Genomic DNA, 15032 nt, shown 5'->3' on the forward strand with positions numbered 1-15032 from the left:
CAAGACTAGCGGATGGTGGGTCAAGACCCACCGACACTATCGCCGCAGAAGCGCGAAGGCGGCAGAGGCGGCCCAGCCCGACGCAATGGCGATGATCAGGGCGAGGATCCCGTAGACCGGGGCATTGTCGCGCGACAGTTCATATAGCCAGCGTTCCAGCCCCACCTTATTGACCGGTATCACGGTCTGGTATTCGTCGATGACCTTCCCGTTGCGGGTCAGGAAGATCCGGGTGGAATAGTCGCCTTCGGTCAAGTTCGCAGGCAGAACGACCTCGGTCCGGAACAAGGTCTGTTCCTCGACGTCAACCGCCCCTTCCAAAAGCTGATAGTTGTCCGACGCGCTTCTGATCCGGATCAGCGCCTCGGTAAAGTTTTCCGTGCCGCTGATGTCTGCCCCGACGGACCGGATCGCGCGGGGGATCGACACAGAACGGCGCAGGTCTTCGACGTGGGTCAGCACTTCTTCCAGCGGGCCCGAGGTCGCGACGGCATAGAAGGACGGGGCGGCGTCAACCTCGACCACATCGGTATTGACCCAGATCCCCAACCGCCGGTCCTTGCGCCGGACCGTGACCGGCAGGGAGGGGCCGGAGACGGTGACGATCACCCCAAGCGTGCTGTCTGAGGGCATCGGGGTTTCGCGCCGAACCGCGCCAAAGATCAGGATTTCGGATCCGGTGAAATTCGCGGTGATTGCCACCTCGTCCTGGCTGAGGCCCAGCACAACGCGCTCGGCCTGCGCGGGCAGGGCGAAGAGCAGAAGGAAGACAAGAAGCCGGGCCATCAGTGCTCTCCCGCGTCGGCAAGAGAGTAAAGCTCGGACGGGGTGATCAGAAGATCGAAGGCCAGCTTTAGGCAGACCAGAAGGACGAGCGCGGCGAGCAGAACCCGAAGTTGTTCGGCCTTCATCTTGACACCGATCCGGGTCCCGATCTGCGCCCCGACCACGCCCCCGATCAGCAGGATGACCGCAAGGACGATATCCACGGTGTGGTTCGTGACCGCATGCAGGAAGGTGGTGAAGGCCGCGACAAAGATGATCTGGAACAGCGAGGTGCCGACCACGACCTTGGTTGGCATCCCAAGCAGGTAGATCATCGCGGGGACCATGATGAACCCGCCGCCAACCCCCATGACGGCGGCCAGAACCCCGACGAGCATCCCGACAAGGAGCGGCGGAATGACCGAGATATAGAGGCCCGACACCCGGAATTTCACCTTGAGCGGCAGGTTATGCACCCAGTTATGTTTGTGCCGCTTTGCCCGCACGCCGCCGGAGCGCGATGCGCGGATCATCGCCCGGATGCTTTCGGCAAGCATCAGGGCGCCGACGATCCCGAGGAAGACGACGTAGCAAAGGTTGACCAGCAGATCGACCTGCCCCAGCGCCTTGAGCATGTTGAACAGCCAGACGCCCAGCCCGGACCCGATCAGGCCGCCCACCAGCAGAACCGTTCCCATCCAGAAATCCACGCCGCGCCGTTTGACATGGGCCATCAGCCCGGAGACGGAGGACGCAACGATCTGGTTGGCCGAGGTTGCAACGGCAACCGACGGTGGGATGCCAACGAAAAACAGCAAGGGCGTAATCAGGAACCCCCCGCCCACGCCGAACATCCCCGACAGCACGCCGACCAAGCCCCCCAATCCAAGGATCAGGAAGAAATCGACCGAAACCTCGGCGATGGGGAGGTAGATTTGCATGTCAGGTCAATTGTCTACGCGGGGTTTGTCCCAAACAACGCCTTTCCGCCGCCAGTGTCAAATGCCCGGCGGTCACCGGGCGGGGAAAACTCTGTGATTCTCTGCGCTGGACCGCGCCGTCGCGCGAATCTGGACTTATGACAGGCCCCGCAGGTAGCGCCGCAGCACCTTTTCCAGCTTGGCCGCGCCCAAGGGCGCCATCGCCTTGGTGTGTTCGTGGCTGATCTTTTCGCTGCTCATTCCCGCCGCCATGTTGGTGATGGTCGAGATCGCCGCGCAGCGCAGCCCGAGGAACCGGCCAAGGATCACCTCTGGCACGGTGGACATGCCCACTGCATCCGCGCCCAACATCTTGATCGCCCGGATTTCCGCCGGGGTTTCGAAGGACGGGCCGGAATACCAGGCGTAGATGCCCTGTGCCATCGGCACCTTGTCTTCGGCCGCGGCCGCGACCAAGCCTGTGCGCATCTCTGCGTCGTAGGCCTCGGTCATCGGGACAAAGCGGCTGTCTGTCGCCTCGCCAATCAACGGGTTCAGCCCGGAAAAGTTGATGTGGTCGGACAGGCACATGATGGACCCGGTCGCCATGTCGGGCCGCAGCGATCCGGCGGCATTGGTGGCGATCATCATTTCCGCGCCCAATTCGCGCAGCACCTCAAGCGGGGTGCGCATGGCCGATGGGTCGCCCTTTTCGTAGTAATGCGCCCGCCCGCCGAACACGGCGACCCGCACCCCTTCCAGCGTGCCGATCACAAGGTTGGGGTTGTGGCCGCTGACGCCTGCGTGCGGGAACCCCGGCAGTTCGGAATAGGGGATGGCAATCCCCTCGACCGCGCCTGCAAGGTGGCCAAGGCCGGACCCGAGGACCAGACCGAGGCGAACAGGTTCCGACCCGACCCGTTCCCGGATCAGGTCGGCGATATCAGCGCTCTTTGACATAGGGTTCTCCGCCCGCGCGCGGCGGGATCGCCTTACCGACAAACCCGGCAAGGATGACGACAGTCAGGATGTAGGGCAGAGCGTCCAGCAACTGCACCTGCACCCGCACACCAAAGGCCTTTTCAAGGATGTCGGGCCGCAGCGCCAGCGCCTGAAGATAGCCGAACAACAGGGTCGCCCCCAGTGCATACCATGGCCGCCACTTGGCGAAGATCAGCGCGGCAAGCGCGATATAGCCCCGGCCTGCCGTCATATCCTTGGTAAACCCGGCCTGAAGCGAGGTGGACAGATACGCCCCGGCGATGCCGCACAAGATCCCGCAGATCAGCACGGCGGAGTAGCGCAGCCGCACCACGGAGATGCCGGCGGTATCGACGGCAGCAGGGTTTTCGCCCACGGCCCGCAGCCGCAACCCGAACCTGGTGCGGAACAGGATCCACCAGGTCAGCGGCACCGCAAGGAAGGCGATATAGGTGATCGTCGTGTGCCCCGACAGAAGTTCGGAATAAACCCGCATCGGAAAGTTCGCTTGCGCGATTTCCCGGATCTTGGTCAGCGCACCGGGGAACACCCAGGGTTCAAACCGGGCCCCACCGGACAATTGCGGCGTCCGCCCACCCTGCGCGAACCAGCTTTGCGCAATCACGACGGTGATCCCGGCCGCGAAGAAGTTGATCGCCACCCCCGAAATCAGTTGGTTGCCCCGAAAGGTGATCGAGGCCAGCCCGTGCACGACCGACAGCACAAGCGATCCGGCGATGGCGGCCAGAAGCCCGACCCAGACCGACCCGGAGACGGCAGCAAATGCCCCGGCAAGGAAGGCCGCGGCCAACATCTTGCCCTCCAGCCCGATGTCGAAGATCCCGGCCCGTTCTGAAAACAGGCCGGCAAGGCAGGCCAGAAGCAGCGGCACGGCAAGGCGGATGGTTCCGTCGAGGACCGCGATGTCAAAGAGCGAAAGAATGTTCATGTCTGTGTTTCCCTTCGCTTATGCCTGACCGCGTCGAAAGGCCATGAAGGCCCGTTCGATCGGCGCGCGCACCATGTCATCCAGCGCCCCGGTGAACAGGATCACCAACGCCTGAATGACGATGACCATTTCCCGGGGGATCGAGGTCCAGAGCGACAACTCCGCGCCACCCTGATAGAGAAACCCGAAGAGGATCGCGGCAAGGAAGACGCCGAAGGGGTGGTTGCGCCCCATCAGCGCCACGGCGATCCCGATAAAGCCCGCGCCCTCGACCGCATTCAGGACCAGCCGTTCGGCCTCTCCCAGCACGTTGTTGACCGCCATCATCCCGGCCAATCCACCCGAGATGAGCATGGAAACGACGATGATCTTGGTGGGGTTGATGCCCGCGTATTTCGCCGCCGGTTCCGATTTCCCGAAGGCCCGGATGGCATAGCCAAGCCGGGTTTTCCAGATCAGCGCCCAGACCGCGAAACAGGCCGCGACCGCAACGAGGAAGGCCACATTGGCGGGCGAGGTATGCGAGAAGGGGATACCGACCGCACCCAGAACCTCGGACAGGTTCGGAAGATAGGTGGCTTCGGGGAATTTCGCGGTCGCCGGTTCCATCATCCCTTCGGCCTTGATCGGGCCGATCAAGAGAAAGTTCAAAAGCGCCGCGGCGATGAAGTTGAACATGATCGTGGTGATCACGATATGGCTGCCCCGTTTGGCCTGAAGATAGGCGGGGATCAGTGCCCAGGCCGCCCCGAAAAGGGCCGCGCCGACGGCCGACCCGATCAGCGCCAATGTCCAATGTGGCCAGGGGATATAAAGGCAGACAAGCGCCACGCCCAGACCTCCGAGCATCGCTTGCCCTTCCCCGCCGATGTTGAACATCCGCGCGTGAAAGGCGACCGATACGGCCAGCCCGGTGAAGATGAAATTGGTGGCGTAATACAGCGTATAGCCCCAGGCATAAGTCGACCCGAGCGCGCCGTTGACCATGAGCTTGAGCGCGGTCCACGGGTTTTCACCGATGGCAAGGATCACCAATGCCGACAGGATGGCGGCAAGGATCAGCGAGACGAGGGGCACCAGAACGATATCGGCCCATTTCGGCATTCTTTCCATCGGTCAGACCTCCTTGCCCGCGTCGCCGCCTGCATAGGCAAGCTGTTGTTGGATCTCGTGGACCGAGTGTTCGGAACCGGTATCGGTGATCCCGGCCATCAGCAGCCCCAGTTCCTTTTCGTCGGTCTGGTCCGGCAACCGTTCGCCCATGATCTTGCCGTCGAACATCACGGCGATCCGGTCGGACAGGGACATGATTTCGTCCAGTTCGACGCTGACTAGCAGGATCGCCTTGCCCTGATCGCGCAGGGCGACGATCTGCTTGTGAATGAATTCGATTGCGCCAATGTCCACGCCGCGGGTGGGCTGGCCGACCAAGAGCAGGTCGGGATTGCGTTCGATTTCACGCGCGACGACGATCTTTTGCTGGTTGCCGCCAGAAAACGACTTGGCCGCCAGCATCGCGTTGGGCGGGCGCACGTCGAAGGTTTCCATCTTCTTTTCCGTGTCCGCCTTGATCGCCGTGTTGTCCATGAACAGGGCGTTCTTCTGGTACTTCGGGTCGTTGTGATAGCCGAAGGCCACGTTTTCCCATGCCGCGAAATCCATGATCAGACCTTCGCGTTGCCGGTCTTCGGGGACGTGGGCGATGCCGCGCGCGCGTCGGGTCTGCCCATCGGCATAGCGCCCGGTCAGGTCGATCGGTTGTCCGTTTACCCGGATATCACCCGTAGCGATTTCGTAGCCACCCAGCACTTCCAGCAGCTCGGACTGGCCGTTCCCGGCCACCCCCGCGATGCCGAGGATTTCCCCCGCCCGGATGGTCAGCGACACATCTTTCAACCGGTGCACCCCGGCGCTGTCGGTGACGTTGAGGTTCTGAACCTCAAGGATCGGCGCGCCCGGTTGCGCAGGGGTCTTATCCACCTGCAACAGAACCTTCCGCCCGACCATCAGCTCGGCCAGTTCCGGCGGGCTGGTCTCGGATGTCTTGACGGTGGCTGTCATCTCGCCCCGCCGCATGACCGACACGGTGTCGGTGATATCCATGATCTCGCGCAGCTTGTGGGTGATCAGGATGATCGTCTTGCCCTCTTCCCGCAGGCGGCCAAGGATGCGGAACAGCTGGTCCGCCTCGGCCGGGGTCAGAACGCCGGTCGGTTCGTCAAGGATCAGGATCTCGGCCTGCCGGTAAAGCGCCTTGAGGATCTCGACCCGCTGTTGCATGCCGACGCCGATTTCCTCGATCTTGGCGTCCGGGTCCACGTTCAGACCGTATTCTGCGGCCAGCGCCTTCAGTTCGGTCCGGGCCTTGGCCAGCGACGGGCGGAGAAGCGCGCCGTCTTCGGCCCCGAGGACCACGTTTTCAAGGACGCTGAAATTCTCGACCAGTTTGAAATGCTGGAACACCATGCCGATGCCGGCGGAAATCGCGGCCTGGCTGTCTGGGATGACCGTCTTCTTTCCGTTGATGAAAATCTCGCCCGAGTCGGCCTTGTAGAAGCCGTAGAGGATCGACATCAGTGTCGATTTCCCGGCCCCGTTTTCACCGATGATCCCGTGGATCGTGCCGGGCATGACCCGGATCGAGATATCCTTGTTCGCCTGCACCGGACCGAAGGCTTTGGATATGCCTTTCAGTTCGATGGCGGGTGCGGTCTCGCTCATCACTGGTATCTCCCCTGACGGCCCTCTGCCGGGGCCTTGGTGCATAAGGGCCGCGCCGATCTCTCAGCGCGGCCCCTTTTTCACTGAACCTGATGGGCCGATCAGAAATCGATGGCCGGGCAGGTTTCGTCCGACATGTAGTCGTGGACAGACAGCTCGCCCGAGGTGATCTGGGCGGCAGCGGCATCCACGGCGGCCAGCATGTCGGCGGAAACCAGGCTGGCGTTGTTGTCGTCCAGCGCATAGCCGACGCCACCGTTTCCGACGCCCATCACGTTGAAGCCGGCCTCAAGCTCCATACCCGCGGTGAAGCTGTCATAAACGGCGTTGTCCACGCGCTTCATCATCGAGGTCAGCACCTGACCCGGGTGCAGGTAGTTCTGGTTGCTGTCGACGCCGATGGACAGGATGTCCTGGTCGGCGGCGGTTTGCAGAACGCCCACGCCGGTGCCGCCAGCAGCGGCATAGACCACATCGGCGCCCTGGCTGATCTGGGCCAGCGTCAGTTCGGACCCTTTCACCGGGTCATTCCATGCGGCGGGGGTGGTGCCGGTCATGTTGGCGATCACGGTCGCGTCGGGGTTCACGGCCAGAACACCCTGCGCATAGCCGCAGCCAAAGCGACGGATCAACGGGATATCCATGCCGCCGATAAAGCCGACGGTGCCGGTTTCCGAGGCCATCGCGGCCATCATGCCCACAAGGTAGGACCCTTCATGTTCGTTGAACACGATCGACCGCACGTTCGGCTGATCGACGACCATGTCGATGATGGCGAACTTGGTGTCCGGGTAGTCCTGCGCAACAGCTTCCAGCGGGGTCGCCCAGGAGAAACCGGCCATCACGATCGGGTTGTTGCCGGCTTCGGCAAAGCGGCGGATCGCCTGTTCGCGCTGCGCGTCCGAGCTGATCTCGAACTCGGCATAGCTGCCGCCGGTTTCATCGGCCCAACGCTGCGCGCCGTTGAAGGCAGCTTCGTTGAAGGATTTGTCGAACTTGCCACCAAGGTCGAAAATGATCGCCGGGTCGGCCAGCGCCGCGCCCGTCGTCAGGGCAAGGGCAGCGGTCGCGCCGAGGAATTTCTGCATGAGGCTCATATGGATCTCCCAGTTTTGTTTTTCTTGGCAAAGCCAGCCGGAACCGTTCCGGCCCTGTCGCCAAGTAACAGACATCTTGCGTGCCAGAGTCAATTTAGCGCGGGAAGATTCTGTTGGGTCAACAGGATTTCCGTTGCGGCAGCCATTATTTTGACCATTTAGTCAGAAAAAAGGAAGAATTCCCGATTTGGCGTTCCGCTCGGCGGTCACATCCGTGAAGGAAACCGGGCAACCACCACAGCCCGCATCGATTCGTTTGGGTGGCGAGGGGTCGCTAAAGCGTCTTGCGAAGAATCAACGCGGCCACCGGCGCGGCGCCGCTGCGGGCGTAGTACCCCGCCCGCTTGCCAACGGCGTCGAAACCGGCCTGCGCATAAAGCGCCCGTGCCGGACCGTTGTCTTCCGCCACTTCAAGGAAAAGATATCTGGCGCCCCGGTCTTTGGCAGCAGTTTCGAAGTCGGACAGCGTTTCCCGGGCAAGTCCGGCACGCCGATGATCGGGGTGGGTTGCCAGGGTCAGAACCTCGGCCTCGTCCAGAATGATCCGTCCCAGCACGAAGGACCGTGCCGTTCCCGACAGAATGATGGCGGGGTCAGCAAGAAGCGCGTCGATCTCGGCCTCGGTCCAGCCGCGTTCGGGGGCGAAGGCCAGCGCGTGGGTCGCGGCCAGATCGGCGGCCAGGCTCATGGCAGCAGGATCGGGCCCGTATCGCGGGCCGGTGCCGCGTTGGCGGGCCGGATATAGAGCGGGGCAGGGCGGGGCAGCGCAGGATCGTGTCGCCGGGTTGCGGCGATCTGGGCGACGGCCTCAATCCGCGCCTCTGACGTCAGCGCGTCAGGCGTCAACACATCCGCAGGAAGGGCCGTTTCCGCGACCAGAAGCGCCGGGCCATCGCCCTGCATCAGATAGGCTTGGCCGCGTGGGGCCGGAATGGCGAGCGCCCGGCAGGTATCAGCGAGCCCAAGCACATCGAAGCCCGAAATACCGACTGCGGGGATGCCAAGCCCCAGCGCGAGACCCCGGGCGGCGCTGACCGAGATACGGATGCCGGTGAAATTGCCCGGCCCGATGCCGACGCCGACCGCGTCCAGATCGCGCCAGCCGATCCCGGCGGCGGCCAGAACCTCTTCCAGCATCGGCATCAGGTGCTCGGCCTGCCCGCGCGCCATATCGTCGATCCGGGTGGACATCTGACCCCGGTGCAGCAGCGCAGCGGCGCAATAGGGCCCCGAGGTGTCGAAGGCCAGGATCGTCGGGTCGCTCATGCCAGAGAGAAGGTCAGCGGTTTGGTTGCGTGGCGTTGCACCACGCCTTTCGCTTCAAGATCAAGCTGCACGCATTTCAGCCACCAGCCTGATGTCGCGCCACCGGGAAACAGATCGTCGGGAAGATGGGCCTTTGCGGCCTTCTTGATCGCGGATGCGGTCATCGGGTCCGCCCCGGTCATGACAGTCAGCATCGCGGATTTCATCGCGCCATACTTCGCGGCGTCGACCCGGGTCACCTGACCCGGGGTATTGACGTTCTCAACCTCGATCTTGTCGCCGGACATGGGATCAGGCCGCGACGGGCCGGACCTCGGTCACTTCGGGGATGTAGTGGCGCAGCAGGTTTTCGATGCCCATCTTGAGCGTGAGTGTCGACGACGGGCAGCCTGCGCAGGCGCCCTGCATGTGCAGGTAGACGATGCCACGGTCAAATCCGTGGAACGTGATGTCGCCCCCGTCCTGCGCGACGGCAGGGCGGACGCGGGTATCCAGCAATTCCTTGATCTGGGCGACAATCTCGCCGTCTTCGCCGTCGTGATCCGCGTGGCCACCGGCAGAGGTGCCGTCCTCGCCGCTGATCACCGGCGCGCCGGACTGGAAATGTTCCATGATCGCGCCAAGGATCGCCGGTTTCAGATGGTCCCATTCGGTGCCGTCGGCCTTGGTCACGGTCACGAAATCCGACCCGAAGAATACGCCGGTCACGCCAGAGACGGCAAAGATCCGCTGGGCCAGTGGCGATGTCGCCGCGGCCTCGGCCGAGGGGAAATCGGCGGTGCCGGTCTGCAGCACGGTCTGTCCCGGCAGGAACTTGAGCGTGGCGGGGTTCGGGGTGCTTTCGGTCTGGATGAACATAGCGGGCCAACCTTTTCTGTCAGATATCCGATATGCGCCTGCACCCGGCGCAAGTCAAGGTTTGGAACGGTTCTAAACTGGGGGCGCGGGCCGGGATCAGCCGATATTGTCGGCGGCAAGCATGGCGAAGGCCGGGATGTTGAACCCCGCATGGATCAGCGCCCCGAACCCGGCGGTGCCGGTGCGCAACCGACACGCCATGAGGATCAGCCCAAGGATGAAGGCCCCGCCGATCAGCCCCAGTGCGCCCCCGGTCAGCGATATGCCCCGCGCAGCCAGAAGCGCGACATGCCAGCCGGTGAACAACAAGAGGGCCGCGCCGATCTGGTTGGGCCGGTCCGTCCGGTCAATCAGCGCCCCGCGCCAGAACGCCTCTTCCAAGGTGCCATTCACGATGCCGCCGATGACCACCGCCCCGATAACAAGCGCAGGCAAGGCCGCGAAGGCCCCCGTCAAAAGCGCCGCCGCCCAAAGCGCGATGACGGGCAGGGCGGCCACCAGCAAGAGGCCCGGCCCGGGGCGGCCCGGCACGAGGATCTGCCGAAATCCGGCCGGCCCGAGTTTCCAAAGCGTCAGCGGCAGCAGGATCAGGACCCAATAGATCGCCAGCCCAATTCCATAGCCCACAATCGGGCGCAGCCACCCCGTCAGCCACCACAGCAGCCCGGCAAGAATCGCGACAAGAATCGAGATCTCGCGGGCAAGGCGGCGGTCCATCAGGTGATCGCTTCGAGTTTTTCTTTGGACAGTTCGCCCGGAACGATGGTGACCGGGACAGGCAGGCTCCCCGATTCCCGGCTTAGTTGGGACACCAGCGGGCCGGGCCCCTTCTTGTCGGTTCCGGCCCCAAGGACCAGAACGCCGATCTCATCGTCCTCGCGGATCTGCGACAGGATTTCCGGCACCGCCTCGCCCTCGCGGATCACAAGTTCAGGGTCGACGCCCTGTTTGTCCCGCATCCATTTGGCGAAGACCTCGAAATGGGCATGGATCCGTTCGCGGGCCTCTTCGCGCATGATTTCGCCCACGCCGATCCAGTGATTGAATTCATCGGGGGGAATGACCGACAGGATTTGCACACCGCCGCCGGTTCGGGCAGCGCGCATGGCGGCAAAGCGCATGGCGTTCAGGCATTCCCGGCTGTCATCCAGCACGACGAGGAACTTGCGCATTGGTATCTCCGTTTCGGTTCTGGTGGATATTGGCGCATGGGCGGCGGGCTGGCAACAAGTGGCCGCGACAGGATGGGCAAGATCCGCGTCACCCGGTGCCGCGCCGGGCACCGCGGGCCAGCAGGGCCGGCACCAGCGCCGACAGGATCAAAAGCCGTAGAACATGCGCGGCGGCGACGAATCCGGGGTTCGCGCCGATGGCTACCCCGATCACGGCCATGGTTTCCAGACCACCCGGCGCAAAGGCCACGAGGACACGCAGAAGCGGCATGTCCACCAGACCGGCGGCAAGGGCCGCGGCGACAAAACCCGTTGCCGCGATGACAAGCGTGGCGACCAACCCGACCACGCCGTAGCGCCGCAGTTCGCCCAGCCGGATACCGGCAAAGCGGCTGCCGATCAGGGTGCCGATCAACGCCAGCGCCGGAAAGCTGATCCAGTGGGATAGGCCGCCCGGGGCCAGCACGGACAGCCGGGCCGCCGCGCCCACGACCATTCCTGCCATCAGTACCGGGGCGGGCACGCCGGTGCGCCGGACAAGCGGGTAAAGAAGCGTGGCCGCCCCCACGCTGGCCGCCGTTTGAACCAGTGTCATTTCCTGAAACGCTTGCCCGGGCAGGGACAATCCCGGCCCCGTGTCGATCCCGGCAAGGCCTGCCGCAATGGGAACCAGCAGCGTCAGTGCCAGCAGTCGCACCGCCTGCACCACGACGATGATCCGGCTGTCCGCCCCTAGATCCTCGCCCAGCCCGATGACAAAACTCAGGTGACCGGGGGTGGCGGCCAGCAGGGCGGTCGTTCGGTCGGTTCCCAACCCACGCCGGATGACGGCCTGTGCGCCCAGCATCATCACCACCAGCGACACCCCGAGGACGGCAAAGGCAAGGGGCCATGTGGCGATGGCCGACAGGCTGTCGCGGGACACGCCCGCCCCGATGGTGATCCCGGTCAGCAGAAAGACGATATTGCGCAGCCAGACGGGGAAGGGTTGTCCCAGCCCCGCAAGCGCCAGCAAAGTGGCCAGAAGCGCCGGACCAGTCAGAAGCGGCACCGGCACGCCGAGCGCGACCGCCGCAAGCGACCCGACAAGGGCGGTCGCCCCAAGGGTTCCAAGCTGCCGGGCAAGCGCCAAGGGCATGGTTCGTGCCTTTCTAGCCTGCGCTGCGCGCCCAGTCCCAATACATCTCGCGCACCCGGCGGGTGACCGGGCCGACCTGATACTGCCGGTCGTCGAAGGCCGTGACCGGGGTCACCTTGGACATGTTCCCGGACAGGAATACCTCGTCCGCATCGCGGAAATCATCGAAGGTCAGGACGGTTTCGTTTACACGGACCCCGTCAGCGGCAAGGTTGCTGATGTGGCGGGCGCGGGTGATCCCGGACAGGAAGGTGCCATTGGCGATGGGGGTAAAGACCTCGCCGTCCTTGACCATGAAGACATTGGCTGTGGCGGTTTCGGCGACATTGCCCATCGCGTCGGCGACCAGCGCGTTGCCAAATCCCTTCGCCCGCGCCTCGGCCAGCATCCGGGCATTGTTGGGGTAAAGGCAGCCGGCCTTTGCGTTGACCACCGCGCTTTCCAGAACCGGGCGGCGGAACCGGGTCGTGGTCAGGGTCGTCGTGGCGTCCGGGCCGGCCATCGGGATCGCCTCGAGGCAGATGGCAAAGCCGGTTTCTTCGGGGCCGGGGATGATCGCGGTCGGGTCGCCGTGGATACCCCAATACATCGGGCGGATATAGACGGCGGTGCCGGGGGCAAAGCGGCGGACCCCTTCCATCACCATCTGGACCATGTCGTCGGACGACACGGTGGGCGTCAGCATCAGGGCCTTGGCCGAGCGGTTCACGCGGGCGCAGTGCGCCTCAAGATCAGGCGCCAGCCCATCGACCCAGCGCGCGCCGTCAAACACCGTGCTTCCCAGCCAGCTGCCGTGGTCGGCGGCCCGCATCACCGGGATATCGCCGCTGTGCCATGCGCCGTTGAAGTAGGTGTGAATCTCGGTTCCGACGGCCATTCCGCGTCCTCCTTTTTCGCGGACGGTAGGCCCATGTGGCGGGAAGGTCCAGACGCGGAAAAGCGCCCGGGCGGGGGCGGCCAGCGGGGTATTGATAGACCGTGCCGTTATGTTCGTGTTCCTTGGGCCCAACACAGCGGCTCTCGGTGCGCGCACAAAAACGCGAGTTTCGAACCAGTTCGGTTCAGAAATGCATAGCCCGACCTGCGGCATCGCCGATTGAATGTGCTGTCCGGGCGATTAGGTTGTGTCGCAACCGAAATGTAAACGCAGGCCCCAACGATGAGTGACCCTACCCCCTATACCCCGCCCAAGGTCTGGACATGGAACAAGGACAGCGGGGGCAGGTTCGCCTCCATCAACCGTCCCATCGCCGGTCCGACCCATGACAAGGACTTGCCGGTGGGCGATCATCCGTTCCAGCTTTATTCGCTGGCCACGCCGAACGGGGTGAAGGTCACGGTCATGTTCGAGGAATTGCTGGCCGCGGGGCACAGTGATGCCGAATATGACGCCTGGGTTGTCAACATCAACGAGGGCGAGCAGTTCGGGTCGGGATTTGTCGCGGTGAACCCCAATTCGAAGATCCCCGCGCTGCTGGACCGGAGCGGGCCCGACCCTGTGCGGGTTTTCGAGTCCGGTTCGATCCTGCTGCATCTGGCCGAGAAATTCGGGGCGTTTCTGGCACCGGAAGGGCCGGAGCGGACCGAAACCCTGAACTGGCTGTTCTGGCAGATGGGTGCCGCGCCCTATCTCGGCGGCGGGTTCGGCCATTTCTATGCCTATGCGCCCGAAAAGTGGGAGTATCCGATCGACCGTTTCGCGATGGAGGCGAAACGACAGCTGGATGTGCTCGACCGGGCCCTGGCAGAGCGGCCCTTCCTTGCCGGAGAGCGTTACACGATTGCGGATATGGCCAATTGGGCGTGGTTCGGGCAACTGGCGCTTGGGCGGCTCTATAACGCGGCCGAGTTTCTGGATGTGGCCAGCTATGCCCATGTCATGCGCTGGGCGACAGAAATTGATGCCCGTCCGGCGGTCAAACGCGGCCGGATCGTGAACCGGGCCTGGGGCGCGGAACACGAACAGGTGCCGAACCGGCACAGCGCGGCGGATATCGACGAGGCTCTGGCCAAGGCGCCCTAGTCGAATGGTGGGTTAAAACCCACCTTACCGGACCGGAAAGTAAGGTGGGTCTTGACCCACCTTCACCCGGCCTTAGCCGCGCAGCATTCCGACGATGTCGTAGGTCTGTTCAAGGATAGGGGCCGCAATGGCGCGGGCGCGTTCGGCACCGCGGGCCAGCGTCCGGTCAATCTCGGCCGGGTCGTCCATCAGCCGCTTCATCTCGGTCGAGATGGGGCCGAGTCTGTCCACCGCCAGATCGGCCAGCGCCGGTTTGAACCGGCCCCAGCCCGCGTTTGCGTATTCGGCGATCACCGCCTCGGGGCTTTGATCGGACAGGGCGGCGTAGATATCGACAAGGTTGCGCGCCTCGGGCCGGTCGGCCAGCCCGTCCAGCGTTTCAGGCAGCGGTTCCGGGTCGGTCTTGGCCTTCTTGAACTTCTTCGCGATCGTATCCGCATCGTCGAGCATGTTGATCCGCTCCATGTCGGATTCGCCCGATTTTGACATCTTCTTGGTGCCGTCCCGCAGGTTCATTACCCGCATGGCCGGCCCTTCGATGACCGGGGTGGTCAGCGGGAAGAAATCGACCTTGTAGTCATGGTTGAACTTGGCCGCGATGTCGCGGGTCAACTCCACATGCTGTTTCTGGTCCTCACCAACGGGGACGTGGGTCGCGTGATACAGCAGGATGTCGGCGGCCATGAGCGAAGGGTAGGCATAAAGGCCCAGCGATTGCTTTTCTGCGTTCTTCCCGGCCTTTTCCTTGAACTGGGTCATCCGGTTCATCCAGCCCACCCGCGCGACGCAGTTGAAGATCCAGCCCAGTTCGGCGTGCTGGCTGACCTGGCTTTGGTTGAACAGGATGGATTGTTCCGGGTCGATGCCCGAGGCGAGGTAGCCCGCCGCAACTTCGCGCGTGGCGGTTCGCAGCTCTGCCGGGTCCTGCCAGACGGTGATCGCGTGCAGGTCCACCACGCAATAGACGGTCTCGAACGCGCCGCCCTGCATGCCGACGAACCGCTTGATCGCGCCAAGGTAGTTGCCAAGGGTCAGCCCGCCGGAGGGCTTGATCCCGGAAAACACACGGGGGGTAAAGGTCGTTTCGGTCATGGGGGCCACGCGGAGTGTCTGGATTTCAGGTCCCGGCTGGCTTAGCTAGG

The 15032-nt window shown here is 63.8% G+C and carries 17 protein-coding genes; 1 reads left to right on the plus strand and 16 read right to left on the minus strand.

The window, feature by feature from the left end:
* Positions 1–36 precede the first annotated feature (36 nt).
* The 15 genes from EU803_RS01275 to EU803_RS01345 form a co-directional block, all read right to left on the minus strand.
* The gene (locus EU803_RS01275; protein WP_129679043.1) at positions 37–786 is read right to left on the minus strand and encodes a TIGR02186 family protein; all 750 of its coding nucleotides are present in this window, start codon (positions 784–786) and stop codon (positions 37–39) included.
* Positions 786–1706 (minus strand): sulfite exporter TauE/SafE family protein, encoded by a 921-nt coding sequence (locus tag EU803_RS01280; protein WP_129679044.1) that lies wholly within the window; start codon positions 1704–1706, stop codon positions 786–788. Before EU803_RS01280 ends, EU803_RS01275 begins: the two co-directional genes overlap by 1 nt.
* Positions 1707–1841: 135 nt before the next feature.
* A complete protein-coding gene (locus EU803_RS01285; RefSeq protein ID WP_129679045.1) occupies positions 1842–2645 on the minus strand; it encodes a purine-nucleoside phosphorylase in 804 nt (267 codons plus the stop codon).
* Positions 2629–3615, minus strand: a complete 987-nt coding sequence (locus EU803_RS01290) for an ABC transporter permease (protein WP_129679046.1) — start codon at positions 3613–3615, stop codon at positions 2629–2631. Before EU803_RS01290 ends, EU803_RS01285 begins: the two co-directional genes overlap by 17 nt.
* An 18-nt stretch (positions 3616–3633) precedes the next feature.
* On the minus strand, positions 3634–4728 hold the full coding sequence (locus EU803_RS01295; protein ID WP_129679047.1) for an ABC transporter permease: 1095 nt from the start codon (positions 4726–4728) through the stop codon (positions 3634–3636).
* A gap of 3 nt (positions 4729–4731) precedes the next feature.
* Positions 4732–6336: an ABC transporter ATP-binding protein gene (locus EU803_RS01300; protein WP_129679048.1), complete on the minus strand. Its 1605-nt coding sequence runs from the start codon at positions 6334–6336 to the stop codon at positions 4732–4734.
* 101 nt (positions 6337–6437) lie between these two features.
* Positions 6438–7433: a BMP family ABC transporter substrate-binding protein gene (locus EU803_RS01305; protein WP_129679049.1), complete on the minus strand. Its 996-nt coding sequence runs from the start codon at positions 7431–7433 to the stop codon at positions 6438–6440.
* 274 nt (positions 7434–7707) lie between these two features.
* Positions 7708–8121 carry a GNAT family N-acetyltransferase gene (locus tag EU803_RS01310; protein ID WP_129679050.1) on the minus strand — a complete coding sequence of 138 codons (414 nt, stop codon included), beginning with the start codon at positions 8119–8121 and terminating at the stop codon, positions 7708–7710.
* Positions 8118–8699, minus strand: a complete 582-nt coding sequence (gene tsaB / locus EU803_RS01315) for a tRNA (adenosine(37)-N6)-threonylcarbamoyltransferase complex dimerization subunit type 1 TsaB (protein ID WP_129679051.1) — start codon at positions 8697–8699, stop codon at positions 8118–8120. Before tsaB ends, EU803_RS01310 begins: the two co-directional genes overlap by 4 nt.
* Positions 8696–8986 (minus strand): hypothetical protein, encoded by a 291-nt coding sequence (locus tag EU803_RS01320; protein WP_129679052.1) that lies wholly within the window; start codon positions 8984–8986, stop codon positions 8696–8698. The genes tsaB and EU803_RS01320 overlap by 4 nt, the downstream gene beginning before the upstream one ends.
* Positions 8987–8990: 4 nt before the next feature.
* Complete coding sequence (locus EU803_RS01325; RefSeq protein ID WP_129679053.1) at positions 8991–9557, minus strand: NifU family protein; 567 nt, start codon at positions 9555–9557, stop codon at positions 8991–8993.
* 96 nt (positions 9558–9653) lie between these two features.
* On the minus strand, positions 9654–10274 hold the full coding sequence (locus EU803_RS01330; RefSeq protein WP_129679054.1) for a CPBP family glutamic-type intramembrane protease: 621 nt from the start codon (positions 10272–10274) through the stop codon (positions 9654–9656).
* Entirely contained in the window at positions 10274–10729 is a 456-nt protein-coding gene (locus EU803_RS01335) for a universal stress protein (protein ID WP_129679055.1), read from the minus strand. The genes EU803_RS01330 and EU803_RS01335 overlap by 1 nt, the downstream gene beginning before the upstream one ends.
* 88 nt (positions 10730–10817) lie before the next feature.
* The gene (locus tag EU803_RS01340; RefSeq protein ID WP_129679056.1) at positions 10818–11867 is read right to left on the minus strand and encodes an AbrB family transcriptional regulator; all 1050 of its coding nucleotides are present in this window, start codon (positions 11865–11867) and stop codon (positions 10818–10820) included.
* A 13-nt stretch (positions 11868–11880) separates the two neighbouring features.
* Positions 11881–12744, minus strand: coding sequence for a branched-chain amino acid aminotransferase (locus tag EU803_RS01345; RefSeq protein ID WP_129679057.1), 864 nt, complete (start codon positions 12742–12744; stop codon positions 11881–11883).
* A 282-nt stretch (positions 12745–13026) separates the two neighbouring features.
* On the opposite strand from EU803_RS01345, the gene yghU reads away from it, so the two are divergent.
* A complete protein-coding gene (yghU, locus tag EU803_RS01350) occupies positions 13027–13890 on the plus strand; it encodes a glutathione-dependent disulfide-bond oxidoreductase (RefSeq protein ID WP_129679058.1) in 864 nt (287 codons plus the stop codon).
* 72 nt (positions 13891–13962) lie between these two features.
* On the opposite strand, the gene trpS is transcribed toward yghU, so the two are convergent.
* Complete coding sequence (gene trpS, locus EU803_RS01355) at positions 13963–14982, minus strand: tryptophan--tRNA ligase (RefSeq protein ID WP_129679059.1); 1020 nt, start codon at positions 14980–14982, stop codon at positions 13963–13965.
* Positions 14983–15032 lie beyond the last annotated feature (50 nt).

This window comes from Loktanella sp. IMCC34160 (assembly GCF_004145845.1).
In the GTDB taxonomy this organism is placed as follows: Bacteria; Pseudomonadota; Alphaproteobacteria; order Rhodobacterales; family Rhodobacteraceae; genus SELP01.

Bases quoted from the DNA above. Each gene is read 5' to 3' on its own strand.
- EU803_RS01290 (WP_129679046.1), bottom strand. From the start codon at position 3,615: ATGAACATTCTTTCGCTCTTTGACATCGCGGTCCTCGACGGAACCATC.
- EU803_RS01340 (WP_129679056.1), bottom strand. From the start codon at position 11,867: ATGCCCTTGGCGCTTGCCCGGCAGCTTGGAACCCTTGGGGCGACCGCC.
- EU803_RS01275 (WP_129679043.1), bottom strand. From the start codon at position 786: ATGGCCCGGCTTCTTGTCTTCCTTCTGCTCTTCGCCCTGCCCGCGCAG.
- EU803_RS01310 (WP_129679050.1), bottom strand. From the start codon at position 8,121: ATGAGCCTGGCCGCCGATCTGGCCGCGACCCACGCGCTGGCCTTCGCC.
- EU803_RS01325 (WP_129679053.1), bottom strand. From the start codon at position 9,557: ATGTTCATCCAGACCGAAAGCACCCCGAACCCCGCCACGCTCAAGTTC.
- EU803_RS01300 (WP_129679048.1), bottom strand. From the start codon at position 6,336: ATGAGCGAGACCGCACCCGCCATCGAACTGAAAGGCATATCCAAAGCC.
- EU803_RS01285 (WP_129679045.1), bottom strand. From the start codon at position 2,645: ATGTCAAAGAGCGCTGATATCGCCGACCTGATCCGGGAACGGGTCGGG.
- yghU (WP_129679058.1), top strand. From the start codon at position 13,027: ATGAGTGACCCTACCCCCTATACCCCGCCCAAGGTCTGGACATGGAAC.
- EU803_RS01345 (WP_129679057.1), bottom strand. From the start codon at position 12,744: ATGGCCGTCGGAACCGAGATTCACACCTACTTCAACGGCGCATGGCAC.
- EU803_RS01305 (WP_129679049.1), bottom strand. From the start codon at position 7,433: ATGAGCCTCATGCAGAAATTCCTCGGCGCGACCGCTGCCCTTGCCCTG.
- EU803_RS01280 (WP_129679044.1), bottom strand. From the start codon at position 1,706: ATGCAAATCTACCTCCCCATCGCCGAGGTTTCGGTCGATTTCTTCCTG.
- trpS (WP_129679059.1), bottom strand. From the start codon at position 14,982: ATGACCGAAACGACCTTTACCCCCCGTGTGTTTTCCGGGATCAAGCCC.
- EU803_RS01320 (WP_129679052.1), bottom strand. From the start codon at position 8,986: ATGTCCGGCGACAAGATCGAGGTTGAGAACGTCAATACCCCGGGTCAG.
- tsaB (WP_129679051.1), bottom strand. From the start codon at position 8,699: ATGAGCGACCCGACGATCCTGGCCTTCGACACCTCGGGGCCCTATTGC.
- EU803_RS01295 (WP_129679047.1), bottom strand. From the start codon at position 4,728: ATGGAAAGAATGCCGAAATGGGCCGATATCGTTCTGGTGCCCCTCGTC.
- EU803_RS01330 (WP_129679054.1), bottom strand. From the start codon at position 10,274: ATGGACCGCCGCCTTGCCCGCGAGATCTCGATTCTTGTCGCGATTCTT.
- EU803_RS01335 (WP_129679055.1), bottom strand. From the start codon at position 10,729: ATGCGCAAGTTCCTCGTCGTGCTGGATGACAGCCGGGAATGCCTGAAC.